The sequence below is a fragment of the Gracilibacillus alcaliphilus genome (genome assembly GCF_016909015.1).
Classification (GTDB): domain Bacteria; phylum Bacillota; class Bacilli; order Bacillales; family Amphibacillaceae; genus Gracilibacillus; species Gracilibacillus alcaliphilus.
This window is the reverse complement of record NZ_JAFBFA010000015.1, coordinates 65,568-91,051: the sequence shown is the minus strand read 5'-3', so window position 1 is coordinate 91,051 and position 25,484 is coordinate 65,568. Positions and strand designations below refer to the sequence as shown.

Sequence of the window (25,484 nt, the reverse complement as noted above, 5' to 3'; positions counted from 1 at the left end):
TCTATGTTGAATCGAAATAGAAACAGGTTATGGTTGGCTATGCTAGGTGCAGTTCTTATGTTGCTAAGTGCTTGCGGATCCAATCAAGGAGAAACAGATACTTCTTCGGAAGTGTCGACAGCAGACAGTTTAGCACTAGGTTATGCAACATGTGCACATTGCTTAACGATGTCATTAACACCCGATTATGTAGAGGATGTAAATATTGAAGCAACAAGCTTTGCCTCTGGTAATGATGTGTTGACAGCATTGGTTTCCGAGAGTTTAGATGTAGCTCAAGTGACCTATCTCCATTACATTACAGCTTTAGATAAAGGATTTGATTTAGTGGCTATCTCTGGTCAAATCAATGGAGGATCTGAGATTTTAGTTGGAAATGATGTGCCTCTTGAAGAAAACGATTGGGATGGATTCAAAGATTTGATTGAACAGCATAAGCAATCTGGAGAGAAGTTCAGGGTAGCGGCCTCCAGGGGGAATGCACAAGATATCCATATGCGAGGAGAATTCATGCTGCATGGTATTGATCCAGTAGAAGATCTGGAAATTATTAATATTGCGAATCCTGCAGACCATGCAAGTGCTTTAGAGAGTGGGGAAGTAGACATGATTTCAACAGTGGAACCATTTGCTTCGCAGATTCGTTTAAGTGAAGCAGGAAAACACTTTGTCTATCCATATGAACAAAATGCAGGTAACTTAACAAATTTAATCGTGACACGATCCGATGTCATTGAAGAGAAGGAAGATGCCTTGTATGAGGTAGTTGGCGGGATTGTAAGTCTGGTAGGGGATTTGGAGGAGAATCCGGATCTTTGGTTAGATGTATTAAGTGAAAATACCTCGTTAAGTGAAGAGGTAAGTAGAGAGGCGATGAAAAATTCTTTTCCTGATTACCAAATGCATTTAGATGAAACATTAGCAATTGCAGAGATGATGGAGGATCTCCAGTATATTCAGTCCGATGTAAGAGAAGAAGCGGTGGAACATATGGATTATCGTTTTATCGAGCAGGCAACAGGTAAGAGTGCGGAGGAACTTGGAAAGTAATAGCTGAGTAGTGATGTGTCATGAGGCGAACGATTTGATATTTTTTGAGAACATTAACGGGGGAGGAGAAAATCTCCACTAATGGCAGTTTCACTATATCATAATTTAGCAGCGTGCAGTGGTGAAAAAATATATCAAAAAGGAGAATGAACATGAAACTGGCAAAACAAACAAAGTCACTCTTATTGAAGGTTGTAGTCCCAGTTACTTTTATCCTGCTATGGGAACTTTTATCAAGGGCCAACCTGATATCGAGCGCTTTATTGCCTGCTCCCTCCAGTATAATCGCAGCAATGATCGATTGGATCTTCGGGACGACAGGGCTCGTTGAATCAAATAGCGGTCAGTGGCTGGTTGATGCAGGGAACAGTGCGTTGAGAGTGCTAATTGGATATAGTATTGCTACTGTAACAGCGATTGTTATGGGTATTTTGATAGGCTGGTGGAAACCGATCGAGCAATTGGTAGAACCAACGATTCAAATGCTTCGCCCCATTCCACCGGTAGCGTGGATACCATTAGCTATTATCTGGTTTGGCATTGCAGATAAACCAGCGATATTCCTAGTTTTTTTAGCTGCATTCTTCCCAATTCTAGTTAATACGATACATGGTGTAAAGTCAGTAGATAAAAATTTAGTAAGAGCTGGCGGAATGATGGGGGCAAATCAATGGCATACATTACGGTATGTTATTTTACCAGCGGCTCTTCCTAATATTATGGCTGGTATGAGAATTGGTATTGGAGCGGCATGGATGTTAACCGTAACAGCAGAGATGGTCGCCGTTAACAGTGGATTAGGATATGTACTTTGGGATTCTTATTATTTCTTAAGGTATGACCTGGTTATTGCCAGCATGATAAGTATAGGACTGTTAGGATTTCTAACAGATTTTGCTATTAAAAAGGCAATGCATGCACTGCTTCCATGGCAGCGAGGAGCTTCTATTGAAAGTATCTAAACTTAAGGAGTGATCAAAATGGCGTTTTTGGAGATCAATCAAGTAGATAAAATATTTAAAGATGCAAAACGTGGAACACAAGTACAGGCACTTCAGGATATTAGTGTAACGATTGAAGAAAATGAATTTGTGTGTTTATTGGGTGGAAGTGGATGCGGGAAATCTACCTTACTTAATTTGATAGCAGGCTTTGAAAAGCCAACCATAGGTGAAATTATGATGAATGGCAAGAAAATTGAGAAGATGGGGGCTGATCGGGGGATGGTATTTCAGCAGCCGACATTAATGCCTTGGTTAACTGTACAAAAGAATATAGCCTTTCACTTAAAACTAAAAAGGGCAAGTAGGCAAAAGAAAAAAGAAGAAGCACAAAAGTATATTGATATGGTAGGTTTAACAGGCTTTGAGAAACATTACCCTCATGAACTATCTGGAGGGATGAGTCAGCGAGTTGGGATTGCAAGAGCCCTCTTGCAAAACCCTTCCCTTATCTTAATGGACGAACCATTTGCTGCACTTGACCCGTTTACGAAGTTAGAAATGCAAGAAGAACTAGCTCGAATCTGGCAGAAAAATAAACGCACTATTATATTTGTAACCCACTCTGTGGAAGAGGCACTGATGTTAGGTACAAAAGTAATTGTTTTAAGCAAACGTCCCGGCCGGATAAACAAAATTATCAATTTGGAAATGGATCGACCTCGGGATTCCACGTCACCTATCTTTAATCGATATAAACGCGAAATACTGACACTGATTGAAAAAAATGAAGAGCCCCTTCTAGAAGAGGATTCTATGCATCAAGTGATTTAGGAGGAAGAATAATGTGCACAATGTTAATGAAACAGCATATGGAAAATAAGTTGTTATTTGCTGCTAAAACGGTGGATACACCAGAAACTTCGCTGATATTTGATTATAAACCTAGTTCATTAGAACATTATGGTTACTTTTTCTTTAAGATGGGCTGGCAGAATGGTGTTAATTCAGGTATGAATGGAGAGGGGCTGGCTGTACTTTCCTCCTATGCCAGTTTAACAGAACATTTGCCCAGTGAGGTATTGGACAAGGAAGATACCAGAGGGATGGCCAACGAGCAAGTGCTTCGTCAATGTACCAATGTACAGGATGGTCTGCATTTATTAGAGGGTATTCTTATGCGGAAGCCAAGTGAAGTTGGGGGAATACATTTTCTAATCGATGCTAGTTATTCTATAGGAGTCTTGGAGCATGACCCTGTGACAAGGGCAATCAAGAAACATAGATTAGATACAAATTATGTAATTCGAGCTAATCATCCGCTTTTTTTTAAGGAGAGAGACAAAGAGGGAGCTGACCGTAGGCTGCGTTATGATCAGGTAGCCAAAGCTATCGATCATATACAAGGAGAAAATTGGCTGGTTACGCTTCAAAGCCTGCTGGGGCAGCATGTTTCCGATGATGACAAACAAACAGGCAGCATATGTATCCATCATTTCGATAATAAAGGTACAAGAAGTAAGGATGAGAGCTTTCATTCAACGGAAACGGCCTTGATTTTTGATGTTGTAAACAAGCGGTGCATTTATTCCGACGGCTCTCCCTGTAAAGGAAAATGGACAGTATGGTCTATGAATAAGAGAGGTGTAGAATAAGTGTTATTGATCAAGGGAGACATTATCACGATGAATGAAGATGATGACATATTACTGCAGTCTGCCATTGTTATCAAAGGCGATAAGATAGAGGCTAGCGGAGATGTAATAACTCTTGCAAAACAATATCCAGACGCAGAAGTTGTCGATTGCTCTTCAATGATGATCATGCCAGGCTTTGTAAATCCCCATTATCATGGAGCACTTGTCATCAATCGGGGTGTTGGTTCAGATACTGGTGTACCACCCTTATATTCCCGTAATATGCCGCAGGGTGTGTTACTAACGGAAGAAGAATGTGATTTGTTCAACATATTCGGCTATGTAGAAGCACTTCGGGCAGGTAATACGTGCATCGGTTCTAATTATATTCAATCAACGAAAAGCCTTACTGCTATAAAGGATTTAGGCCTGCGGGCTGTCATAAGCGAGCGGGTCCACAATATTGATTTTTTCCGTGTTCCAGAAGGCGTATATTCGTTAGATGAACAGGCACAAGAGGGAACATTAGCCAAGAATATAGAACTTATCGATAAATGGCATAATAGCGCTAATGGAAGGATTACTTGTCATTTTGGCCCTCATGCCCCAGATACCTGTACTACGAATTTCTTAGAGGAAATCATTTCACTTGCTAGAAAGTATGATGTTGGCATTACTACACATCTCGCTCAAAGTAAGATGGAGGTAGAAGAAATTCAAAGGAGAGATGGGATAACACCTGTTCAGTTATATCATGAGTTAGGGATTCTTGGTTCAAAGACTGTAGCGGCTCACTGTATTCATTTAACAGAGGCAGATCAAGCATTGTTGGTTGAAACGAATACCAGTGTGGCACATGTCCCAGAAGGGAATTTAAAAAAGGGTGATATAGCCCCGATAGCAGCGCTTGAAGAGAAAGGGGTAAATGTTGCTATTTGTACGGATTCTATGTCAGGGAGTATGTTTGAGTCGATGCGCTTTGGTTTGGCAGTACATCGATTATCGTCCGGCCGCAGGATAGGTCCGACACCTCGTCATATCGTAGAGATGGGTACTTTAAAAGGTGCAAAAGCCCTGGGAATGGACCATGATATTGGCTCACTTGAAGTAGGGAAGAAGGCAGATCTAATTGCGATTCATAAAGATAAGTTCCATATAGCACCTATCATTTCACCATATGGAACAATCGTACATTCTGTGCAAGCCAGTGATGTGGCGCATGTGTGGATAGATGGCGAATGGTGCGTGCGGGACGGGAATGTGACAGGTATCGATGAAGAACAGCTTAGTGCAGAAGTTCAATATGTGTCAGATAAATGCTGGGGCCGTTATAAATAAAAGGAAAGGGATGTATCATGACTAAATTCTCCATCGAGAAATCCAAGCCATACTATGACCAAGTGTATTATAAAATCCGCGAAATGATTATCTTTATGGAACTGAAGCCAGGTGAGCGTGTCTATGAAGCCAAACTGGCCCGTTTCTTTCATACCAGCCGAAGTCCGGTGCGGGAGGCTGTTAAGGCACTGTGTAAAGAAGGATTACTGGTTATTGATGATAAGTCACGTATTTTTGTTTATAATCCGACTTTTGATGACATTATACAAATCTATCAATGCAGAACAGCATTGGAATCCTTAGCAGCAAAGTTAACAGCACATATAGCGACAGATTCTCAGATTAGCAAAATAGGCGAGGTGATAAGGCAGACGGAACAGCTGCTTACTGATGAAGAAGAGAATCGTGAGCAGCTGATAAGGTTGAATACAGCGTTCCATCAATTAATTATTAAGTACAGTAACAATAACTTGTTGAATAAGCAGCTGGAATCAATTAATTCATTGAGCTTTTTCTTCCGCGTGTTAAATTTTAAAGGGGATCATCGCGGAAGAGAATTGTTTATGGAACATCAACAAATCTATCAATATATCAAGCAACGAAATGGTGAACTGGCAGCACGAGCAATGATGAAGCATATTGAGAATGATCTGGTTCATTTTTGTGAAATGAATAGTGAAACATATCAGACAGTATTTAAGGAGGCAAAAGATCGTGAGAAAAGAACCTAAGAAGATAGGAATGCTCACACCATCATCAAATACGGTATTAGAGCCCATTTGTATGGAAATAGTACGAGATTTGTCCAATGTAACATGTCATTTTTCTCGTTTTGAAGTAACCAAGATTTCGTTGGAGGATGATGCATTAGCCCAATTTGACTTTGAGCCTATGTTGCAAGCTGCAGAGTTATTGGCACATGCCGAGGTGGATGTCATAGCATGGAATGGCACATCTGGCGGCTGGATGGGATTTGATGTAGATGTTGAACTGTGTCGTAAAATTGAAGAAAGAACAGGAATTCCAGCGACGACATCAATGTTAGCGCAAGTGGAAGCATTTAAAGCAAATGATATCAAAACTGTCCATTTAGTGACCCCTTATATTTCAGAGATTAATGCATTAATTGCGGAACAATATAAAACATATTGTGGCATTCAAACCATACAAGCAAGAGGATTAGCTCAAACAGTCAACCGTTCCTTTAGCCAGATAGAAGATGAAAGAATTGAAGATATGATCCAACAAGTGACGACGGACCAAGCTGATGGTATTAGTATGGTCTGTACTAATTTCCCTGGTATCCATAACGTAGATTACTACGAAAAAGAGTATAATGTTGTTATCTATGATACAATAAACACATTAATATGGCAGTGTCTGTGCATGGTCGGAGAGAAGCCCAATGCTGTAAAAGGCTGGGGGGATATTTTTAACTCTGTACCATTAACAGTAAGTAATTAAACATAGGGAGGAGGATTTTGCGATATGGCAAAAATATTTATTTCTGGGGAAATTCCCGAAACAGGCTATGAGATTTTGCAAGAGCATGATCTCCATGTATATAAAGGTGAACAACTGATTACAGAAGCGGAACTTATAGAAGGGGTACAGGGAGCAGAAGCGCTATTGACTCCCTTATCGACAAAGGTAACCAGAAAGGTAATCAATTCAGCTCCTGATTTAAAGGTTATTGCTAACTTTGGTGCTGGTTTTGACAATATTGATATAGAAGCAGCAAAGGAAAAAGGTATTGCCGTTACGAATACCCCGGCAGTCTCTACGGAAGCAACAGCGGAGTTGGCACTTGGTTTAATGATAGCGGTTATGCGGCGTATTCCTGAAGGTGACAACTTGTGCCGAACGACTGGATTTAACGGTTGGGCACCGCTTTTCTTCTTAGGAAATGAATTAACAAACAAGAAATTAGGTATTGTTGGCTTTGGCAAGATTGGGCAAGCAGTGGCTAAGCGGGCACAGGCATTTGGGATGGATATATATTATACAGGCAGATCGCAAAAATCACCGGAAATAGAAGAGAAATATAACGCTACCTATACATCATCACTTACAGAATTACTTGAAACAAGCGACGTGATAACCGTACATTCCGCCTATAACAAGGAGACACACCACCTCTTTACAGTGGAAGAATTTAAAGCGATGAAAAAAACAGCTTACTTTCTTAACTTATCTAGGGGCCCGGTTGTAAAGGAAATAGACCTTGCTAAAGCTTTGGAAGAGAAGGAGATTGCAGGGGCGGCACTCGATGTGTTTGAATTTGAACCAAATATCACAGAAGAACTTAAACAGTTTGGTAATTTAGTGATAACACCGCATATTGGCAATGCCACGGTCGAGACGCGAAATAGTATGGCAAAGCTGTCAGCGGAGAATATCTTAAACGTGTTAGCCGATCAACCGCCATTGACACCTGTTTATTAACATTTTAAGTTTAGTGGGGTTGTCTTACTCTATGTTGGTAAGTCACTAGTTTAAGAATTTACAGGTTATAACCATACTGTGTAAATAGACCGAGAGCACATGCTAAGGTTAGAGGGAAGACATTTAACGCAACTTATATAGAGAATTTTGGAATTTTCATGATTCAATTATAGCTGGCTGCTGAAGACACGATAAGATTTTCAGTGGCCTCATAAAATAATAAAGATTTTAAATATGAATCTTTTCCTGTTTTCACATGGATAATATATTCAAAGTCTTTTATTGTTCTAAAATCCACAATCGAATTCTGTTATTTCAAATATTGTTCTACTTCCTCAATGGATTGAAATTCGTCAATATGATCAATAATCGTTTCTACCGTACTTAATTCTTGTTCGTGCACCTTCTTCTTTCCCATCATTTCTAAAAATTTCCGTTAAGCTCATTGCCATTTCGCTCCCTTCTGAATAGGTATTCTCTACATGTTCGATTATTTCATAATTGTACATGCCTCAAATGAATGTTCCTATTTGCTATCCTATTTAAATCGATCAAGAGCACATCCTAAGATGGAGATATAGAGGTAAAGTTATATAGATATCTAAATTTTCTATGTTTTCGCCTATCTGCCCCAATAAATACGCAATCTTATGGATTGCTATAGTTAGCAAAATTTGAACAAAAATTAACAAAGTGAATACAAGAATTTAATTGAAAATATAGACAATTAAGCGTATGATTAAGAGATGATTGCTGTTTTGAAAAATGGCAGTCGAAACTAGGAATCAATAAGCTTGTCTGCATGATTCTAGTAAATACAGCATAGATTGAAACTAGGTCAATTCTTGAAAAACAATGAAAAGGTAGGAATGAAGAATGGATGCTTTAAGTAACTTTTGGACACTTATACAATATTTTATTCTGGGGCTTGTACAAGGTGTAACAGAACCGATCCCAATCTCCTCCAGTGGTCATCTAATCATTATACGGGAGCTGTTCGATATTGAAGCAAGGGGGCTTTCTTTTGAGATCTTTGTCAACTTTGCTTCTTTGCTTGCTGTCATGCTGATTTATCGTAAGGACATTGTGCGCTTGATTGTTGGAACTTGGAATTTTATTGTAAAGCACGATAAAAGCGCAAAAGACGATTTTATGTTTGTCGTTTATTTAGTAATTGCCACTATTCCAGTTGGTATCATTGGTGTGTTATTTGGTGATGTACTTGGTGAGGCATTAAGCAGTACAAGTGTCGTCGGGATTACTTTATTGATCACAGCGGCTGCCTTGTGGATTATTCGTAATCTTCGCGGGCGTAAACAAGATGGTGATTTATCAGTAAAGGATGCGATTATCGTTGGATTGGGTCAATCGATTGCAGTTACACCTGGTATTAGCAGGTCTGGTGCAACGATTGTAGCTTCCATGCTTGTCGGTATGAAACAAGATACAGCTCTGCGCTTTTCTTTTTTGCTGTATATTCCGGTAAGTCTGGGTACAGGTATCTTAGAGATCCCTGAGATAATCGCTGATCCGAATATGGATCAACTATGGGCACCTTATGCGATTGCCTTTATTACATCTTTTATTGCCAGCTACTATGCATTGAAGTGGTTTATGAATATTATGCGTCATGGCAAGTTGGAGTACTTTGCCTATTACTGTGTGGTTATTGGATTATTAGTCTTAATTTTCTTGTAAGGAAATCCTTTGAACCAAAATGGATCAGTGAGGCCTTTAAGCTATAGGAGCGGACAGGCCGTTCACAATCTGGCATGAGAAAAGGGAGCAGATCCATACATGGGTCGGCTCCCTTTTCCTTTACATACTCTTGGCGTGTACGCAGATCATTTGGTACAAAGACTTTTTCGATGGCGTCTTCATCAATGATATCTCCTTTTTTATGTTTAAAGCCGAGCCCTTTTCCCATAACAATAACGGTATTGCCTTCCTCGTTCTTGGAAAGGATTAGGCTGTTATTTAATACTTTTTCCACCTTTATTAGATCACCAACTATACTCCTGTAATTGGAAAAGAAAATAAAAAGTCTTGCGTAGAATAAAAAAACTTGATATACTAAATTTGTGAAATAAATCACATATTAATGTTTTGGATTTGCTGATTATTACTATATATAACAATAAAAATTCGAATGAATCTCAATTTTTACACAACCATTTATGTGATTTTATTCACAATAAATAATACTTGGATATGGGGGAATAAGGATGAGTATTACACTAGGAAATAAAGTCGTATTAGTAGGAACTGGGGCAGTAGGATCAAGCTATGCATATGGTTTATTAAATCAAGGATTGTGTGATGAGTTAGTCATTGTAGATCTAAATACAGAAAAAGCAAAAGGCGATGTGATGGATTTAAATCATGGGATTGCTTTTGCTCCTGCTACGATGAATATCCGATTTGGTCATTATGAAGACTGTAAGGATGCTGCACTTGTTGTCATTTGCGCCGGCGCTGCACAGAAACCAGGAGAAACGCGTTTGGATTTGGTGTATAAAAATGTAAAAATATTCAAATCTATTGTAGAAGAGATTATGGAATCTGGGTTTAACGGTATTTTCTTAGTTGCGACGAACCCAGTTGATATTCTGTCATATGCTACTTTGAAATTCTCAGGTCTGCCTAAAGACCGCGTCATTGGTTCTGGAACTGTACTGGACTCTGCTAGATTCCGTTATTTATTAGGGCGGGAGTTCGATACGGCGGCTGCTAGTGTACATGGCTATATTATGGGAGAGCACGGTGATTCTCAGTTTCCTGTCTGGAGCTCTGCGAATATTGCCGGTATACCAGTAGCAGGCAGGCTAAGTGAGGAACGCAAAACAGAAATTAGTGCCCAAGTACGTGATGCCGCTTATGAAATTATTCAGGCAAAAGGTGCTACCTATTATGGGATTGCAATTGGTCTGATTAGGATTACAAAAGCTATCCTAAGAAATGAAAATGTTGTTCTGCCAGTAGGCGCACTGTTAGAAGGTGAGTACGGACACAAGGATGTATTTATTGGTGCACCATCTGTTATTACCAGAAACGGAGTTAAACATGTTGTTGAATTAGTGTTAACTGATGAGGAAAAGGATAAACTAGCCCAATCTGTTCACACACTAAAAGAGATTCAAGACGCAGCTATTTAATACGCTAAAGATGTAGAAAAAATCAAATCTGCCTCTCACGATCTGGCTGTGACTTGTTATTTCTGATTAACGGTTTTGAGTAGGATAGTGTTGTTGACATAAGGAATGTAGTTATTCTCCTGATAGGAATGGTGCGAAGTGGCTTAGCTAGTGAAGGCTGCCTGTATTTGGTACAATAAATGGTAAAATATAAGAGCTGTATACTGCATATATACAAATATAACAAAGGATGGTTATTTATGCTGAAAAAGCTAGCCTTAGGCACGATGAGCGCCTTGATCCTGCTGTCTGCCTGCAGTGTTAAAGAGGATCGAGAAGAGACAGTTTCAGAAGCAGGGGAGAAAACCATGACGGAAAGAATAGAACCAAGGGAATTGGCAGAAGCTTTGTTAGAAGAACAGTCAGAAGCTATTTACCAGCAGACAAGTGCTTCGTTTCAAGCAGAAATCCCGTTTGAGGATTTTGAGGAACTGTTGATTTCTTTTAACCAAGGAGTGACAGGATATGAACTGCAATCGGAAGTACCTATCCAATCTTTTACCCATTATACATGGATTGACAAAGATGAAATGAAAGGGATTGATGTCTTATTTGCAGAGGATGGCACGATTGAGCAACTTTTTGTATTACAGCTGGAAGCCTATTCCGAAACAGATGAACAGTTTACCAAGACAGAGTTTATTTTGCCGATACAAGAAGAATGGTTTACCTTCTGGGGCGGAACCAATGAGTTGGTCAATTATCATTATGCGTTAGAATCACAGCGTTATGCTGTGGATTTGTTGATCATGGAAGAAGAGTCCACATATGAAGGGGATCCAGCTAAGAATGAGAGTTATCACGCCTTCGGTAAAGAAGTCATTGCACCGGCTGACGGCGTCGTGATAGAGACAGAAGCGACGGTTGCGGATAATGAACCAGTAGGTGAAATGAATAGTGAACAACCGTTAGGCAATTATGTATTAATGGAACATGAGCATGGGGAATATAGTGTCATTGCCCATTTGCAGCAAGATTCTCTTCACGTATCGGAAGGAGATGAAGTAAGGCAAGGGGAAGTTATTGGTCTAAGTGGCAACTCTGGTAATTCTAGTGAAGCCCATATCCATTTTCAAGTAAATGACTCGTCAGATTTGGAAGCTGGTAAGTCGATTCGAATTCGCTTCAAAGATCAGCTCACACCGATAAAAGGGGACTATCTTCAACCGCAAATCTAGCAGACTTCTCTTTTATTTTTCCCGCTGCTTGATGAAACACGGAGAATAGTCAACTGCCGACCGTTGTGAAGACAAATGTATTGCTGTTGCAGTGGGATGAACAACGGTGAAAAGGGGAGACGATTTGCTCTATTTATTCATTGATTTTTTTGTTAATTTATGTGTATTGATCGCTTTGATTTTTATCTATTTAAAGATAATTTGGAAATTAGACCTCAGGAATAAATCTCTTTATTATACGGGCATTATCCATGGCGCTGCAGGCGGTGTGCTAGGATGTATTTTACTGAATTTCTCGATAGAGATCTCGGGTGTAGACTTGCGTTTTATCCCCGTTTTGCTGCTTGTTATGTATGCAGGTGCCTTCCCGAGTATGATCGGTGCATCTATTATTATCATAGAGCGGCTCATGCTGGTGCTGGATGTGCATAGTTCAGCCGTGGCTTCATTGCTTCTGATGATTCTGCTGGTTATTGGTTTTATCGTCATTAATAAGTTAGCTCGTAATGGAAACCCCTATAAAAAAGGTTTATGGATGACATTATTCTATAATAGCCTCTTTAGTATTATGTTAGTTTTTTTGGTGCAAGATCTGAGAGGAAACATGACATTGGATATTGATTCATCTCTTCCAGGGGAATGAGGAGGAGGAAAGTTATAGCATGTTGATCGAAGAACCGGATAGCGTTTTCCAAATCGCTGTCCGGTTCTTTTGTTACGGCTGTTTATGTGCCTTTTATTGCAAAACACAGAGAAGGTGAGCCCGTTTTCCTTTATCAATCGGCACACACTAATGCTTGGAAATACTGCATTTGTTCTTTCAATAAGCATAGATCCCTGCTTAACCAGCGGGCATGAAGTCCGATTGGATCAAGTGCAGTGACAGCGAAACGGACATTCGGATCAACCGCATCCGCCTGCTGAATCATGGCAAGATCTCTTGGTATGCAGGAAGCAATATACCAAGCACTGCCGAAATAGTAGTCGTCCAATAAACCGAGCATTTCCTGACTAGATGGCTGGAAATAAAGGCGGTCATAGGCCAGTCGTTTTCCTTCATAATAGACATGAAGCGTAGAGTCAATGGACTCATATTGAAAGATTTCTTGATATTTCTCGCGTCCTGGTGAAAGGATATCAGCAAAATAACAGCAAGATGAGGCGTCCACTCGGATTGTAACTGATTGCTGAAAACGGGAACCAGCAAAGGGAATGGTTGTTTCAGGATGCCAATAGAGCTGACTGCCGTTGGAAACTATAATAGAAATATCCTGTTTGCTCTTTTTATCACGGATGCGAGCAGGATAGATTTTTGTGGCGGACTGTTGGATGATATCAACTGATGCTTGATGATCAGCGGTGATCACTATCTGATTATAGTCCCCGCAGGCAATACCTCCTGACGTATCCACAAGATAGACGGAGGCTCTCTCATTCCCAGACGGATAAAGCGTCCGACTAGCTTTCAGCGGCGACCGCTGATAACAGCTAGTCATTCGTGTCTTTTTCCCTTGTTTGTAAAAGGAAAGCTGGAGTTCTCCCTTAAGTGTTTGATAGTGGGGTGTCATGATGTTGGCATATCCCCTGCTATAAGGTCTTCCAGTAACAGTTCTTGTTTAATCCAGGTTATGATTTGCTCAATACCGACATGCTTCTTTTGGTTGGCGAACACAAAGGGCCTCCCCCCACGGGCTTGTCTGGCATCTGTCTGCATTTGATTCAGATCAACATCGACATAAGGAGCCAGGTCAATCTTATTGATCACTAATAGGTCTGATCTTGTGACACCCGGTCCGCCTTTGCGCGGTATATCCTGACCTTCCGCAACATCAATAACATAGATAAAGCCGTCCGCCAATTCCGGGCTGAAGGTCGCGGATAGATTATCTCCGCCGCTTTCAACGAAAATGATATCTAAATCATTAAACCGCTGTTTTAATTCATGGATCGCTTCAAAGTTCATTGAGGCATCTTCGCGGATTGCTGTGTGGGGACAGCCGCCTGTTTCAACCCCGATAATGCGTTCAGGTTCAAGTACACCGTGAGTAGTTAAATATTCGGCATCTTCCTTAGTGTAAATATCATTGGTGATAACTCCCAACTGGTATTCTTTATGCATTGCCCGGGTAAGACATTCTACTAAAGAGGTTTTGCCGGAACCCACAGGTCCGCCAATTCCAATCCGTACTGGTTTCATATAATTTGCTCCTATTCTAGTTAAGATTTTTAACATTCTCTATACATTTAAGAAATAAATAAACGAGAATACAGAAATTCATGTGCCATCGAAGCTAATTCGATACCGACTGCCTGATTGGACAAATCATCCAAATTCTTTTCTAGTATAGCTAATGTCTCTACTTCACAATGACTCAGGATATCATTAATTACACGCACACCTGTCGTCTGTCCAAGGGGTACGGCACGCACGGCATTATGGATTAAACCAGCTACCGAAGAATAGAGAAAACTGCATATCGTCACAGGCAGGGAAAAACCCTTGATGTAGGCGTATAAACCGTAAGATATCGCATAATGACCATAAGTCTGATTAGCAATTACTACTTCTTTCCATTGTGACAGCATGGGGGAATCAGCTAAAGGAACAGCCGTTTCCAGAAATTGTCGACCCATTTTTGTACTGCCTGCCCTTGATTCCTTGGCTAGTTTTTGTGCGTGGCAGAAGGCATCAAGGGTATAGATGGAGTCAAAAGATTTTGATTGTGCAAGAGTTTGCCAGACCTCTTTAACAAAAATGCCATCTCCACAGCTAAGGTTGCTATGGAGATAGTTATAGCAATAGGTGAACAAGGTGTCTGGATCCTTGATTTTATCTTGCTGAATGTAAGTTTCCATTCCAAAGGAGTGGGTGTAAGTCCCAATTGGAAAAGCAGAATCATGAATGTGCATGAGTTGAAGCAGCTGCTGCATGTTCATCGTGATGGTGGTGTCCTTTGTATTTAAATGGCTGTTTGAATCTTTTTTCTGTTTGGACATAAGCAACCCCCGTTTTGGCAAAGATATCTTCTAATGTCCTGTCATAACGAACGATAATTTCATTGCCTTCGATAATACAAGGTGTATGACGATTTCCTAATTCAAAGGCGATCTTGCCCATTTCCGTTATCGAAGCAGGCCGAATAACGTATGCAGGTTCAGACTTTGTGCGAATCGCCATTGTGCTGGTTTCGTCTTGATAAAGAATATCCCCATACTGTAGGCCTTGTTCTTCTAAGATAATTGCTATTTCACGACCTTTTGTAGTGAACTTGCGGAGTATACGTTTGTTAAGTTCCTCCCAATCCAGTTCAATCCATTCCACTGTTTCTGCATAGTAGTCTGCGCTTTCTATATTACCTATTACATTTGTCAATTTCATTTATTGTACAGCCTCCTCTTTTATATAATATAATTTTAGAACAAAAAGTATCTTTGGGCTAAAGCGACATGCTCCAGTGGTTCGCAGGTGACTAGCTGACCGTTGACTTTTACTGCATATGTTTCTGGGTTTACTTCAATCACCGGAGTGGCATTGTTTCGTTTCATATCTGCCTTTGAAAGTGTACGACATCCTTTTACCACCCCAATTTTCTTTTGCAGTCCCAATTGTATGTGAATCTTCTTGTCATAAGCCGGCTGTGACAGAAACGTCAGCGATGTTTCAAAGACTGCCTTGCCGAAATTGGCAAACATCGGACGCTGCATCACTGGCTGCGGGGTGGGAATAGAGGCATTTGGATCCCCCATTTGTCCATGGGCGATAAGTCCTCCCTTGAGTATCAACTCCGGTTTTACACCAAAGAAACGAGGGTCCCATAAGACAAGATCAGCTAATTTTCCTACTTCAATCGATCCCACTTCATGATCAATACCATGGGTAATCGCTGGATTGATCGTATATTTGGCCACATAGCGTTTAATTCGTTCGTTATCATTATCAGCACCTTGGTCTTCGACAAGTGCTCCAAACTGCTGCTTCATTTTATCTGCGGTCTGCCATGTGCGAATCACGACCTCACCGACACGTCCCATAGCTTGGGAATCGGAGGAGATCATGCTGATGATACCTAAGTCATGAAAAATATCCTCTGCAGCAATCGTTTCAGGTCGTATTCTGGAATCCGCAAAGGCAACATCTTCAGGTACTTTCGGATCTAAGTGATGGCAAACCATCAGCATATCGAGATGTTCATCAATTGTATTGATGGTAAAGGGACGAGTTGGATTGGTGGATGATGGTAATATATTCGGCAATGCGGCAATTTTTATAATGTCTGGGGCATGCCCGCCTCCAGCGCCTTCGGTATGGTAAGTATGGATGACACGATTACCGATAGCGGCAACGGTATCTTCCAGAAACCCTGCTTCATTTAAGGTGTCAGTATGAATCGCCACCTGGATATCCATTTCATCTGCTACATCGAGACATGCTCGAATCGCCGCTGGTGTAGAACCCCAGTCTTCATGTAACTTTAACCCAATCGCCCCTGCTTCAACTTGTTCGCGTAACGGCTGATGAGTCGAACCATTCCCCTTGCCGAGAAAGCCAAGATTAACAGGGAAGGCTTCGGCTGCTTCTAACATGCGGTGAATATTCCAACTGCCTGGGGTGCAGGTGGTCGCCTTGGATCCGGTCGCCGGTCCAGTGCCGCCGCCAATCATGGTTGTTATACCAGAAGCGATCGCTGTTTCTATTTGCTGTGGGCTAATGAAATGGATATGGGCGTCGATTCCTCCTGCAGTTACGATCAATCCTTCGGCAGCAATGACTTCTGTGCTGACACCGACAATCATATTCGTGTCGACTCCATTCATCATATGCGGATTTCCGCCTTTGCCGATTGCAGCGATGCGGCCATCTTTAATGCCGATATCTGCTTTGATAATTCCCGTGTAATCGATGATGGTTGCGTTTGTTAGAATAAGGTCTAGGACCCCTTCATCCCGTGTATGTGTTCCGCTTTGACCCATGCCGTCACGTAGCACCTTGCCGCCGCCAAACTTTGATTCATCTCCATAGGTGGTAAAGTCTTTCTCGACTTCAAGCCAGAGGGCTGTATCAGCGAGTCGTACCTTATCTCCTGTTGTTGGGCCATATAATCCAGCGTATTGGTTACGTGATATTTTCATGACTCACCACACTGTCTAGCAGAGAAGCTGGTAACTGCTTTTATTACCTTATCGCGGCGCTGTTCAAGATTACCTTCGACTAAACCATGGAAACCATAAACAGCTTTATCACCACCTATTTCTACCAGTTCAACGATTTTCTCCTCGCCAGGTTCAAAGCGGGTTGCCGTTCCTGATGCTATATTCAAGCGCATGCCATAGGCTTGGGAACGTTCAAATAACAAATCTCGATTTACTTCAGCGAAATGATAGTGAGAGCCCACTTGAATAGGTCGGTCCCCGCTATTGGCTACACGTATTTTTTCTTTTCGCCGGTTATGATTTAATTTAATCGTTTGGTTCGGTGTTCTTATTTCTCCAGGTATCATGATTCCATACCTCCTGCTTGAATTGGTTCATGTATCGTGACGAGCTTGGTTCCGTCTGGAAATGTTGCTTCTACTTGTATTTGATCCAGCATTTCAGGGATTCCCTCCATTACATCGTCACTGGTTAGTACATGTTTTCCCTCTTTCATTAAGGCGGCGACAGTTTTCCCGGCTCGGGCGCCTTCCAGAATAAAACAGCTGAGGATCGCGGCAGTTTCTGGATAGTTAAGCTTAAGTCCGTTCTCTTTTCGTTGCTTCGCCAATTCTCCGGCCATAAAAAGAAATAGCTTCTCCTTTTCAATGGGCGATAATATCATGTTTTTCACCTCACCTGCTATGTAAGTTTTTCATCTGTATTATCTGAAGAATCAAACAAAAGTGTATCCCAGCTATTAAAAGATAACAATAAACTTGTTAGATTATTTGACATGAAAACGAAAGGGGCTGTGGCATCCATCAGGAAAATTCTCCTATCAGTATTTCAAAAATAAAAAGCAGTTCAGAATCAGTGAAACTAAATATTGATTTGATTAATTGACCATTTGTAGTCGCTAAGAAGACGTTTTTTCAAATAAAGCAGCTGAACATGTAAGAAAAAACCTGTTAACTTTTCTTACATGTTTATTGCTGGCTGTCTGAAACCTTTGCTATTGTTGGAGTTGTTATGAAGGGAAAAGGAGAGGTTATATATGAAAAAGGGTAAAAAGACAGAGCATACAAGATTAATAGCAGGGTTCATAGGATTAGTATGTTTCCTACTCATGTTAACAGCTTGTGGAGATGGGGGAGAAGCAGCCTCTGACCAAGCTGAGGCACAAATGCACCCTTCTGAAACTGGAGAAGAAGTTAATATTGATGAGTCAGAACAGATTCCGGTCGGGATTCTTCACTCCTTAAGCGGTACGATGGCTATGAGTGAGACCTCGGTTTATGAGGCGGAAATGCTGGCGATTAAAGAAATAAACGAGGCAGGTGGTGTACTAGGCAAAGAACTGGTACCAATTGTAGAGGATGGCGCTTCGGAACCAAATATTTTTTCAGAACGTGCAGCGAAATTATTACAGCAAGATGAGGTGGATGTTATTTTTGGCGGGTGGACATCAGCAAGCAGAAAGGCCATGCTGCCGGTTGTAGAAGATAACAATGGACTATTATTTTATCCTGTTCAATATGAAGGGATGGAAGCTTCTCCAAATATCTTTTATGCAGGTGCAGCTCCAAACCAGCAAATCGTCCCAGCAGTAGATTGGCTGCTGGAAAATGAAGGAACAGAGTTTTTCTTGCTTGGCTCTGATTATGTATTCCCGCGTGTCGCTAACCAAATTATCAAGGCACAGCTGGAGGAAAATGGCGCGGCATTAGTGGATGAACAGTATACGCCACTTGGGCATACTGATTACAATACTGTTATTTCTCGTATTCGTGAATCAGAACCAGAAGTAATTTTCAATACCTTGAATGGTGATAGTAATGTAGCCTTTTTTAAGCAGTTAGCAGATGCAGGTATTACCTCAGATGATGTAACGGTATTATCTGTCAGTGTCGCCGAGGAAGAGATACGCGGGATTGGAGCGGATGTTTTAGCTGGGCATTATGCAAGCTGGAATTACTATCAAACAACAGATACACCGGAAAATGAAGAATTTGTAGCTAAGTATAAGGAAGCATATGGTGATGATCGTGTAACAGGTGACCCGATTGAGGCTGGATACTTTATGGTTCATTTATGGGCACAGGCAGTCGAGGCAGCTGGTACGACAGAAGTTGACGCTGTACGGGAAGCTGCGGCGATTGAGTTTAATGCACCAGGCGGTCCGGTTGTGATTGATAGCGATAATCAACACGTCTATAAAACCGTACGGATTGGGGAAGTTGGAGAGGATGGTCAATTTACGGAAGTATGGAATTCCGATGAGCCTGTAAAACCAGATCCATTCTTGGAAGAATATGATTGGGCAAGTGATATCAGCGGGACATTAGCTGGAGAGTAAATTCTGTATATAAAGCTGTTTAAAAACCGGTGGACTGTTTTAACAGCAGTTCGCCAGACAGTTAGTTTGTATAAAACTTGCAAACTCAGAAATTCAATAAGGGATGTGACTGGGAATGGAAGCAATTCTCATACAGGCTTTTAACGGTTTAAGTTTAGGATCTATTTTGTTGTTGATAGCTTTGGGATTGGCCATAACATTTGGATTAATGAAAGTCATTAATATGGCACATGGTGAGTTGATTATGATTGGAGCTTACACTACCTATGTCATGCAAACGATTTTTACACAGTATATGCCGGCAGGATTATTTGATCTTTATTTTATTCTGGCGATACCTTGTGCATTTATTGTTGCTGCATTAGTTGGAATGTTATTAGAGTATACAGTTATCCGCCATTTATATGGCCGGCCATTGGATAGTCTGCTAGCGACGTTTGGGGTAGGTCTTATTTTACAGCAGACCGCTCGTTCAATATTCGGTGCACCAAATGTAGGGATAGTAAGTCCTTCCTTTTTAGAAGGAGGGATGAATGTGTTTGGTATGACAGTACCGGTCACACGAATATTTATTATCGGTCTTGTGGTTGTCTGTCTCCTGATTCTGGCCTTCTATTTGTATAAAACAAACAGTGGACGTCGTACCCGGGCTGTTATGCAAAATCGCGAAATGGCTAGCTGTGTGGGGATTTCAACTAGACGTGTCGATATCACTACTTTTGCGATTGGGGCAGGTATAGCAGGGGTAGCCGGTGCAATCTTAACATTAATCGGTCCCATTGGCCCAGCGATTGGAACTTACTATATTGTGGATGCTTTTATGGTGGTTGTAGTAGGAGGAGTTGGGATGTTAGTTGGGACTGTAGTGAGTGCATTCGGTGTTGGAGTGATGAATACCTTATTTGAATATTGGACAGATGCCTCTATGGGAAAGGTATTAATCTTTGTATTAATTGTTTTATTCCTGCAATGGCGCCCGTCAGGACTATTCTCATTACGCACTCGTTCGCTTGATTAAAGGTACACCTCAGGGTACAGACTTGCTTGACGAGTAACCTGTCAAATGAGAAAGTTATCGTTTTTTGAACAGAAAGGAAAGGGGAACAATCATGAAGTCTGTGGTGGCCAATTATATGATCAGCCGAAAGTGGCTTTTGTTAGCTTTAGTTATTCTTCTTATTCTCTTACCATTTGTTTTATCGGATTTTCGAGTGAATCTCTTAGGCCGTTATTTGGCTTTTGCCATTCTGGTTATTGGTTTGGACTTATTATGGGGCTATATGGGGGTGCTTAGTTTAGGTCATGGTATATTTTTTGGGCTGGGTGCTTACATTATGGGAATTCACCTGAAGATGGAGGCTTCCTCAGGCGGTCTTCCAGATTTTATGATGTGGAGTGGTATGACAGAACTGCCATGGTTCTGGACGGTACTGCAACATCCAGTGATAGCTATTTTAGCAGGAATCATAGTACCGATGATCATCGCTGTAATTTTGGGTTTTTTTACCTTTCGCAATCGGATTCAGGATGTGTATTTTACCATCTTGACCCAAGCGCTTGTAATGGTAACAGTGACGTTATTAATCAGTCGGCAGGATGTCACTGGCGGGACTAATGGATTAACTGGCTTTTCGACTATTTTCGGTTTTTCTTTATCCGATCCAGCTACGCAAAGAGTGATTTACTATGTTACTTTAGGTTGTTTGGTGATTATTTTGCTGATTTGCAGCCGATTGATAAACAGTCTTTTTGGGAAGGCCTTAATTGCCATTCGTGATGGTGAAAACCGTCTCCGTTTCTCTGGCTATGATACATCAATGTTCAAGGTATTGGTTTTCACGATTTCGGCAGGTATTGCTGGTTTAGCAGGAATGCTGTTTGTCATGCAGGTTGGTATTATATCACCGACACAAATTGGCATTATCCCATCGATTGAAATGATTCTATGGGTTGCCATTGGCGGACGGGGAACTTTAATTGGGCCAGTCATTGGAGCGATCTTAACCAATTCCGCCAAGACTTTCTTTAGTGAATCGTATCCAGACATCTGGTTGTATTTTCTTGGGGCAGTCTTTGTCATTGTTGTTATCTTTTTGCCAGGTGGATTAATGAGCTTAGGAAAGAAATTGAAGAGGAGGAATTCAAATGAAAAAGGGCAAACAAACAGCAAAGCAGATTATTCTGCAAGCTAAAAATACATCGGTGAAATTTGGGGCATTCTTTGCGGTGAAGGATTTCTCATTTATGGTTCGTGAAGGGGAACTGCACTTTCTGATTGGACCTAATGGTGCAGGCAAAACTACATTTTTGGATCTTGTTTGTGGAAAGACGAGGGAGAGCGAGGGGTCGTTGATATTGAAAGAAAAGCATGACCTAAGTAAATTAAAAGAATTTGAGATTGTCCGCAAAGGAGTTGGGCGGAAGTTTCAGGCTCCGTCTGTGTTTGGCAATTTAACGGTGTGGGAGAACCTAGAGCTGTCGATGAAGCAGGATAAACGGCTATCTCATATTTTACGTGCCAAACCGAATCAAGAGAAAGACGCAGAAATAAAAGAAATGCTAGCATTAATTGGCTTATCTGAACAAAAAGATGAGCAGGCACGTTTACTGTCCCATGGTCAGAAGCAATGGCTGGAAATGGGAATGGTGATGATGCAGAAGCCGAGTTTACTTATGTTAGATGAACCAATCGCTGGTATGACCGAAGAGGAAGAAGAGAAAACTGGTGAACTGCTATTAAAGATGAAGGAAAAGTGCGCGATTATTGTTGTAGAGCATGATATGGAGTTTGTTAGAAAATACTCTGAAAAAGTGACAGTTATGCATGAGGGGCAATTGCTCTGTGAAGGTACAATGGACGACATTCAGGGTAACGAACGAGTAATGGAAGTTTACTTAGGACGTAAGGGGGATACGGCAGATGCTTCAACTCCAGCAGCTCGAAGTGTCGTATGAGGAGAGTATCGTCATTCGGGATGTATCGTTACAAGTAAAGAAAGGCGATGTCGTCTGCTTGATGGGACGTAATGGGGTAGGCAAGACGACAATTATCAAGGCAATAATGGGTATCTTACAGAACGTGAAAGGACAAATTATATATCAGGGGGAGGAAATCACTAATAAACCAGCCAACTATCGTGCCAGAAAAGGATTTGGTTTTGTACCGCAAGGAAGGGATATTTTTCCGCAGCTGACTGTCTATGAGAATATTATATTAGGGATGGAAGCAAGCAAAAACAAAAAGCAGAGTATTGATGAAGAAATTTATCAATATTTCCCTGTTTTAAAAGAAATGAAAGATCGCCGCGGCGGTGATTTAAGCGGAGGGCAACAGCAACAGTTGGCTATTGCTCGTGCCCTTGTCTCTAAGCCTTCCTTGTTGTTACTGGATGAACCGACCGAGGGAATCCAGCCTAACATTGTGGAAGATATTCAGCATGTCATTAAGGAGATCAAACAGAAACAATCAGAAACATCTATTTTATTAGTCGAGCAAAGCTTTGACTTTGCCAAAAGTGTGGCCGATTACTTTTATATTGTTGATAAGGGCCGGGTTGTTTATGAAGGATCAGAATTGATTGAAGAACAAGTTGGTCAGTTGCTGAGTGTGTAAACAGTGATAAAAATCAGGTGAAGCTCCTTCCGTGCACAGCATGGAAGCGAGTTCTTTTTTTTGATGAAAGATTGGGTTATAAGAATTTGGGTGTATTGAATAATGCGATTTAATTGCATATTTAATAATAATGCATTGATACAATGGGGAGGTGAGAGAAATGAAAAATATTCAAGTTCGTGTAGAAGATTCTTTAAAGGAAAAATCAGATAAGTTGTTTAAGGCATTGGGAACTAGGACAAATGAAGCGATTAAAATATTTTTGAACATGTCGGTCAATAAAAATGGATTTCCGTTTGCTATACAGATGGAAAAGATACATACATTAGAAGAATGGCTTGAAGAAAAGACTGCTGGTTATGATATCCAAATTAACGATTATTATTAATTTATTATTGAATAATATAAATCCCCCCTTTACAATGGAACTAACCAAATCATGATAAGGGGATGCTAGTGATGGATCAAGTAATGGTAACCAGGATGCGAAACAGGTCAAAAACCATGTGGAAGATGCTTCAGGTGGGGACAGGACTCGTGATCGTGTTTCTGATTTATACGGTCGGGCTTTCTGTTTGGGCACTGTTCCTGCCGGAGTCTGTCTTTGAGGCGAAATCAGGGGTAGATAGTTGGTGGATAAGCGGACAATGGGAGTTTGTTTTTTTTACAGCAATTATTCCGTTTGAAATCTTGCCGACACTTGGATCACAAATGTTTGACATCCAGTCAGCTTATATTACCTATATGATTTTCTATGGTTCGACATCTGCCTTACCTTTGTTATATGGAATCAAGCAGGTGAAAACTATATTGACCTCTATCGCAGAAGGGTCAACCCCTTTTTCAGCACAAAATGTGAATTGTCTGAAAAAATTAGCGTTTGTTTTGCTCTTTTATGGATTTTTCGCCAAATTAATTATAAACTTAGCGATGACAGTGTTCGTGACACAAACGTTGAGCATAGGGGTAGCAGCAATATTTCACTACTTTTCCTTCTTTACTGGATTATTACTTTTAATCGTGGCGCAAGTTTTTCAGTATGGTCTCAGTCTTCAAGAAGAATCAGATGAAACGGTGTGATGTCTCATGGCTATTATTACTCGGCTGGATCGCATGTTGGCCGATCGAAAAATGAAATTAAATGATTTAGCGAAAAAAACAGGAGTTTCGAATGTTAACTTATCAAAATTGAAGACTGGAAATGTGAAGGCAGTCCGCTTCTCCACTTTGGAGGCAATATGCAAGACACTCAATTGTCAGCCAGGTGACATATTAGAATATGTGGCAGATGAAGAGGAAGCATAAGTTCCGTTTATTAAGAAGCAGTGACAAAAAAAGAATGAAAGCGGAGGGAAGTCGATCTCAGCAAGGACAGGGCGAGCTGACCCTCCAGCAGAAGGCTGTATCTGTACAAAACGGCCTCTCGAAGCTTGACTAACAGGGGAAGGACTATGTGTACTTCTCGTTTTTCAATCAAATGAATGCGGTTTAATGGACAGTACAAAGATGGATTGATATGATAAATTTCAATTAAATGCTGATTTTGCTGAAAAACGAATGGAGTGATATACATGAAGACAAAGGCGGTAATCATTAACGAATACGGTGGCAAAGAGGTGCTCACAGAGGGAGAGGTTACCTTGCCCGAACTAGGGGCGCATCAAGTGATGGTCCGTACCAAAGCTACCTCCGTTAATCCGATTGATTGGAAGCTTCGTGAAGGATATCTGCAGCAGAAACTGGATTGGGAGTTTCCAATTATTCTCGGATGGGATGTAGCAGGGGTTATTGAAGCTGTAGGATCTGAAGTAAGCAATTGGCAGGTGGGTGATGAAGTATTTGCACGCCCAGAGACCACAAGGTTCGGTACGTATGCACAGTTTACCATCGTGGATGATCACTTATTGGCTAAGAAGCCCGTCCATATCACGTTCGAAGAAGCTGCAGCTGTACCTTTGGCAGGATTGACGGCATATCAAGCCTTGTTTGATCATGGTCAATTAAAAAAGGGTGAACAAGTTCTTATTCATGCTGGTGCAGGCGGGGTGGGCAGTTATGCTGTTCAGTTAGCGAAACAGGCAGGTGCATTTGTTTATACTACGGCTAGTCTGAAAAATCATGAATTATTATATAAGCTGGGCGCTGATCAAGTGATTGATTACCGTACGATAAATCTCCAGGAACTATTAACCGATATAGATTTAGTGCTCGATACAATCGGTGGTGACACGCAAGAGGAAAGCTTTCCGATTCTGAAGGAAGGCAGCGGGCGGTTGATTTCCGTGCTGCAGGAACCAGATCAAGAATTGGCAAAGACTAAACAAGTGACAGCGAAGAGTATGTGGCTGGAACCGAATGGTGAACAATTAGCCATCCTAGCTGATTTGCTCGAACAGAAGAAAATCAGAAGTGTGATCGCTCAGTCTTTTCCTTTAACAGAGAGTGGAATCTATCAAGCTCACGAATTAAGTGAAGGCCATCATGCCGTTGGGAAAATTGTGATTAGCAGTGAAACATAAGTTACAGCCCTGCCTGCTTTAGGGCAGGGGATAAAATACAAATAGCAAAATAGATGGATATTGCAAGGAAAGCAGGTTTA

29 protein-coding genes are annotated in these 25,484 nt (G+C 41.0%); 21 read left to right on the top strand and 8 right to left on the bottom strand.

From position 1 onward, the window contains the following. The first annotated feature begins 3 nt into the window (after positions 1–3). The 9 genes from JOD18_RS12605 (at position 4) to JOD18_RS12565 (ending at position 9,109) form a co-directional block, all read left to right on the top strand. Complete coding sequence (locus tag JOD18_RS12605) at positions 4–1,050, top strand: ABC transporter substrate-binding protein (protein ID WP_204669387.1); 1,047 nt, start codon at positions 4–6, stop codon at positions 1,048–1,050. Positions 1,051–1,202: 152 nt separating this feature from the next. Then, on the top strand, positions 1,203–2,012 hold the full coding sequence (locus JOD18_RS12600; RefSeq protein ID WP_204669386.1) for an ABC transporter permease: 810 nt from the start codon (positions 1,203–1,205) through the stop codon (positions 2,010–2,012). Positions 2,013–2,030: 18 nt separating this feature from the next. Further along, the gene (locus JOD18_RS12595) at positions 2,031–2,825 is read left to right on the top strand and encodes an ABC transporter ATP-binding protein (RefSeq protein ID WP_204669385.1); all 795 of its coding nucleotides are present in this window, start codon (positions 2,031–2,033) and stop codon (positions 2,823–2,825) included. An 11-nt stretch (positions 2,826–2,836) separates the two neighbouring features. Further along, positions 2,837–3,646: a carcinine hydrolase/isopenicillin-N N-acyltransferase family protein gene (locus JOD18_RS12590; RefSeq protein WP_204669384.1), complete on the top strand. Its 810-nt coding sequence runs from the start codon at positions 2,837–2,839 to the stop codon at positions 3,644–3,646. Continuing rightward, complete coding sequence (locus JOD18_RS12585) at positions 3,647–4,966, top strand: amidohydrolase family protein (protein ID WP_204669383.1); 1,320 nt, start codon at positions 3,647–3,649, stop codon at positions 4,964–4,966. A 17-nt stretch (positions 4,967–4,983) separates the two neighbouring features. Next, on the top strand, positions 4,984–5,697 hold the full coding sequence (locus JOD18_RS12580) for a GntR family transcriptional regulator (RefSeq protein WP_204669382.1): 714 nt from the start codon (positions 4,984–4,986) through the stop codon (positions 5,695–5,697). Beyond that, positions 5,681–6,430 carry a maleate cis-trans isomerase family protein gene (locus tag JOD18_RS12575; protein WP_338029537.1) on the top strand — a complete coding sequence of 250 codons (750 nt, stop codon included), beginning with the start codon at positions 5,681–5,683 and terminating at the stop codon, positions 6,428–6,430. The genes JOD18_RS12580 and JOD18_RS12575 overlap by 17 nt, the downstream gene beginning before the upstream one ends. Before the next feature lie 24 nt (positions 6,431–6,454). Next, the gene (locus JOD18_RS12570; protein ID WP_204669381.1) at positions 6,455–7,411 is read left to right on the top strand and encodes an NAD(P)-dependent oxidoreductase; all 957 of its coding nucleotides are present in this window, start codon (positions 6,455–6,457) and stop codon (positions 7,409–7,411) included. A gap of 876 nt (positions 7,412–8,287) precedes the next feature. After that, entirely contained in the window at positions 8,288–9,109 is an 822-nt protein-coding gene (locus JOD18_RS12565) for an undecaprenyl-diphosphate phosphatase (protein ID WP_204669380.1), read from the top strand. Here JOD18_RS12565 and JOD18_RS12560 read toward each other — a convergent pair. Further along, a complete protein-coding gene (locus JOD18_RS12560; protein WP_204669379.1) occupies positions 9,078–9,404 on the bottom strand; it encodes a CAT RNA binding domain-containing protein in 327 nt (108 codons plus the stop codon). The two genes, JOD18_RS12565 and JOD18_RS12560, sit on opposite strands and share 32 nt — an antisense overlap. Positions 9,405–9,636: 232 nt before the next feature. Here JOD18_RS12560 and JOD18_RS12555 point away from each other — a divergent pair, with 232 nt between their 5' ends. The 3 genes from JOD18_RS12555 (at position 9,637) to JOD18_RS12545 (ending at position 12,426) form a co-directional block, all read left to right on the top strand. Continuing rightward, on the top strand, positions 9,637–10,566 hold the full coding sequence (locus tag JOD18_RS12555; RefSeq protein WP_204669378.1) for an L-lactate dehydrogenase: 930 nt from the start codon (positions 9,637–9,639) through the stop codon (positions 10,564–10,566). Positions 10,567–10,805: 239 nt separating this feature from the next. Further along, positions 10,806–11,783, top strand: coding sequence for a M23 family metallopeptidase (locus JOD18_RS12550; protein ID WP_239588101.1), 978 nt, complete (start codon positions 10,806–10,808; stop codon positions 11,781–11,783). 106 nt (positions 11,784–11,889) lie between these two features. Next, positions 11,890–12,426: a hypothetical protein gene (locus JOD18_RS12545; protein WP_204669377.1), complete on the top strand. Its 537-nt coding sequence runs from the start codon at positions 11,890–11,892 to the stop codon at positions 12,424–12,426. Between the two features lie 133 nt (positions 12,427–12,559). Here the strand turns inward: JOD18_RS12545 and JOD18_RS12540 are convergent, their stop codons facing one another. From JOD18_RS12540 to ureA, 7 genes are read right to left on the bottom strand one after another with little or no spacing between them, the layout of a single operon-like run. After that, positions 12,560–13,351 (bottom strand): urease accessory protein UreD, encoded by a 792-nt coding sequence (locus JOD18_RS12540; protein WP_204669376.1) that lies wholly within the window; start codon positions 13,349–13,351, stop codon positions 12,560–12,562. Continuing rightward, the gene (gene ureG / locus JOD18_RS12535) at positions 13,348–13,980 is read right to left on the bottom strand and encodes an urease accessory protein UreG (RefSeq protein WP_204669375.1); all 633 of its coding nucleotides are present in this window, start codon (positions 13,978–13,980) and stop codon (positions 13,348–13,350) included. The genes JOD18_RS12540 and ureG overlap by 4 nt, the downstream gene beginning before the upstream one ends. 47 nt (positions 13,981–14,027) lie before the next feature. Continuing rightward, the gene (locus JOD18_RS12530; protein WP_204669374.1) at positions 14,028–14,780 is read right to left on the bottom strand and encodes an urease accessory protein UreF; all 753 of its coding nucleotides are present in this window, start codon (positions 14,778–14,780) and stop codon (positions 14,028–14,030) included. Further along, positions 14,680–15,162, bottom strand: a complete 483-nt coding sequence (locus JOD18_RS12525) for an urease accessory protein UreE (RefSeq protein WP_204669373.1) — start codon at positions 15,160–15,162, stop codon at positions 14,680–14,682. Before JOD18_RS12525 ends, JOD18_RS12530 begins: the two co-directional genes overlap by 101 nt. Positions 15,163–15,197: 35 nt before the next feature. After that, complete coding sequence (ureC, locus tag JOD18_RS12520; protein ID WP_204669372.1) at positions 15,198–16,913, bottom strand: urease subunit alpha; 1,716 nt, start codon at positions 16,911–16,913, stop codon at positions 15,198–15,200. Continuing rightward, positions 16,910–17,281 carry an urease subunit beta gene (locus tag JOD18_RS12515; RefSeq protein WP_204669371.1) on the bottom strand — a complete coding sequence of 124 codons (372 nt, stop codon included), beginning with the start codon at positions 17,279–17,281 and terminating at the stop codon, positions 16,910–16,912. The genes ureC and JOD18_RS12515 overlap by 4 nt, the downstream gene beginning before the upstream one ends. Continuing rightward, positions 17,278–17,598: an urease subunit gamma gene (gene ureA, locus JOD18_RS12510; protein ID WP_204669407.1), complete on the bottom strand. Its 321-nt coding sequence runs from the start codon at positions 17,596–17,598 to the stop codon at positions 17,278–17,280. The genes JOD18_RS12515 and ureA overlap by 4 nt, the downstream gene beginning before the upstream one ends. 372 nt (positions 17,599–17,970) lie before the next feature. Here ureA and urtA point away from each other — a divergent pair, with 372 nt between their 5' ends. The 9 genes from urtA to JOD18_RS12465 all read left to right on the top strand — a co-directional run bounded on the left by urtA (position 17,971) and on the right by JOD18_RS12465 (position 25,404). Then, a complete protein-coding gene (urtA, locus tag JOD18_RS12505) occupies positions 17,971–19,272 on the top strand; it encodes an urea ABC transporter substrate-binding protein (protein ID WP_239588100.1) in 1,302 nt (433 codons plus the stop codon). A gap of 115 nt (positions 19,273–19,387) precedes the next feature. Further along, positions 19,388–20,290, top strand: a complete 903-nt coding sequence (gene urtB / locus JOD18_RS12500; protein ID WP_204669370.1) for an urea ABC transporter permease subunit UrtB — start codon at positions 19,388–19,390, stop codon at positions 20,288–20,290. Between the two features lie 91 nt (positions 20,291–20,381). After that, positions 20,382–21,464, top strand: coding sequence for an urea ABC transporter permease subunit UrtC (gene urtC, locus JOD18_RS12495; RefSeq protein WP_204669369.1), 1,083 nt, complete (start codon positions 20,382–20,384; stop codon positions 21,462–21,464). Next, entirely contained in the window at positions 21,418–22,227 is an 810-nt protein-coding gene (gene urtD, locus JOD18_RS12490) for an urea ABC transporter ATP-binding protein UrtD (protein ID WP_204669368.1), read from the top strand. Before urtC ends, urtD begins: the two co-directional genes overlap by 47 nt. Then, positions 22,193–22,885, top strand: coding sequence for an urea ABC transporter ATP-binding subunit UrtE (gene urtE / locus JOD18_RS12485; protein WP_204669367.1), 693 nt, complete (start codon positions 22,193–22,195; stop codon positions 22,883–22,885). Before urtD ends, urtE begins: the two co-directional genes overlap by 35 nt. A 160-nt stretch (positions 22,886–23,045) precedes the next feature. Next, positions 23,046–23,273, top strand: a complete 228-nt coding sequence (locus JOD18_RS12480) for a type II toxin-antitoxin system RelB/DinJ family antitoxin (protein WP_204669366.1) — start codon at positions 23,046–23,048, stop codon at positions 23,271–23,273. Between the two features lie 71 nt (positions 23,274–23,344). Further along, a complete protein-coding gene (locus JOD18_RS12475) occupies positions 23,345–23,965 on the top strand; it encodes a DUF2975 domain-containing protein (protein WP_204669365.1) in 621 nt (206 codons plus the stop codon). 6 nt (positions 23,966–23,971) lie between these two features. Then, positions 23,972–24,190 (top strand): helix-turn-helix domain-containing protein, encoded by a 219-nt coding sequence (locus JOD18_RS12470; protein WP_204669364.1) that lies wholly within the window; start codon positions 23,972–23,974, stop codon positions 24,188–24,190. Between the two features lie 266 nt (positions 24,191–24,456). Next, the gene (locus JOD18_RS12465; protein ID WP_204669363.1) at positions 24,457–25,404 is read left to right on the top strand and encodes an NADP-dependent oxidoreductase; all 948 of its coding nucleotides are present in this window, start codon (positions 24,457–24,459) and stop codon (positions 25,402–25,404) included. Positions 25,405–25,484: the final 80 nt, after the last annotated feature.

What these genes read in the sequence shown, in the direction of transcription:
- urtD (WP_204669368.1), top strand. Translation starts at nt 21,418, where the DNA reads ATGAAAAAGGGCAAACAAACAGCAAAGCAGATTATTCTGCAAGCTAAA.
- JOD18_RS12530 (WP_204669374.1), bottom strand. Translation starts at nt 14,780, where the DNA reads ATGTCCAAACAGAAAAAAGATTCAAACAGCCATTTAAATACAAAGGAC.
- JOD18_RS12605 (WP_204669387.1), top strand. Translation starts at nt 4, where the DNA reads ATGTTGAATCGAAATAGAAACAGGTTATGGTTGGCTATGCTAGGTGCA.
- JOD18_RS12570 (WP_204669381.1), top strand. Translation starts at nt 6,455, where the DNA reads ATGGCAAAAATATTTATTTCTGGGGAAATTCCCGAAACAGGCTATGAG.
- urtA (WP_239588100.1), top strand. Translation starts at nt 17,971, where the DNA reads ATGAAAAAGGGTAAAAAGACAGAGCATACAAGATTAATAGCAGGGTTC.
- JOD18_RS12525 (WP_204669373.1), bottom strand. Translation starts at nt 15,162, where the DNA reads ATGAAATTGACAAATGTAATAGGTAATATAGAAAGCGCAGACTACTAT.
- JOD18_RS12590 (WP_204669384.1), top strand. Translation starts at nt 2,837, where the DNA reads ATGTGCACAATGTTAATGAAACAGCATATGGAAAATAAGTTGTTATTT.
- JOD18_RS12555 (WP_204669378.1), top strand. Translation starts at nt 9,637, where the DNA reads ATGAGTATTACACTAGGAAATAAAGTCGTATTAGTAGGAACTGGGGCA.
- JOD18_RS12465 (WP_204669363.1), top strand. Translation starts at nt 24,457, where the DNA reads ATGAAGACAAAGGCGGTAATCATTAACGAATACGGTGGCAAAGAGGTG.
- JOD18_RS12515 (WP_204669371.1), bottom strand. Translation starts at nt 17,281, where the DNA reads ATGATACCTGGAGAAATAAGAACACCGAACCAAACGATTAAATTAAAT.
- JOD18_RS12550 (WP_239588101.1), top strand. Translation starts at nt 10,806, where the DNA reads ATGCTGAAAAAGCTAGCCTTAGGCACGATGAGCGCCTTGATCCTGCTG.
- JOD18_RS12470 (WP_204669364.1), top strand. Translation starts at nt 23,972, where the DNA reads ATGGCTATTATTACTCGGCTGGATCGCATGTTGGCCGATCGAAAAATG.
- ureA (WP_204669407.1), bottom strand. Translation starts at nt 17,598, where the DNA reads ATGATATTATCGCCCATTGAAAAGGAGAAGCTATTTCTTTTTATGGCC.
- JOD18_RS12580 (WP_204669382.1), top strand. Translation starts at nt 4,984, where the DNA reads ATGACTAAATTCTCCATCGAGAAATCCAAGCCATACTATGACCAAGTG.
- urtE (WP_204669367.1), top strand. Translation starts at nt 22,193, where the DNA reads ATGCTTCAACTCCAGCAGCTCGAAGTGTCGTATGAGGAGAGTATCGTC.
- JOD18_RS12475 (WP_204669365.1), top strand. Translation starts at nt 23,345, where the DNA reads ATGGATCAAGTAATGGTAACCAGGATGCGAAACAGGTCAAAAACCATG.
- JOD18_RS12540 (WP_204669376.1), bottom strand. Translation starts at nt 13,351, where the DNA reads ATGACACCCCACTATCAAACACTTAAGGGAGAACTCCAGCTTTCCTTT.
- ureC (WP_204669372.1), bottom strand. Translation starts at nt 16,913, where the DNA reads ATGAAAATATCACGTAACCAATACGCTGGATTATATGGCCCAACAACA.
- urtB (WP_204669370.1), top strand. Translation starts at nt 19,388, where the DNA reads ATGGAAGCAATTCTCATACAGGCTTTTAACGGTTTAAGTTTAGGATCT.
- JOD18_RS12600 (WP_204669386.1), top strand. Translation starts at nt 1,203, where the DNA reads ATGAAACTGGCAAAACAAACAAAGTCACTCTTATTGAAGGTTGTAGTC.
- JOD18_RS12565 (WP_204669380.1), top strand. Translation starts at nt 8,288, where the DNA reads ATGGATGCTTTAAGTAACTTTTGGACACTTATACAATATTTTATTCTG.
- ureG (WP_204669375.1), bottom strand. Translation starts at nt 13,980, where the DNA reads ATGAAACCAGTACGGATTGGAATTGGCGGACCTGTGGGTTCCGGCAAA.
- JOD18_RS12480 (WP_204669366.1), top strand. Translation starts at nt 23,046, where the DNA reads ATGAAAAATATTCAAGTTCGTGTAGAAGATTCTTTAAAGGAAAAATCA.
- urtC (WP_204669369.1), top strand. Translation starts at nt 20,382, where the DNA reads ATGAAGTCTGTGGTGGCCAATTATATGATCAGCCGAAAGTGGCTTTTG.
- JOD18_RS12595 (WP_204669385.1), top strand. Translation starts at nt 2,031, where the DNA reads ATGGCGTTTTTGGAGATCAATCAAGTAGATAAAATATTTAAAGATGCA.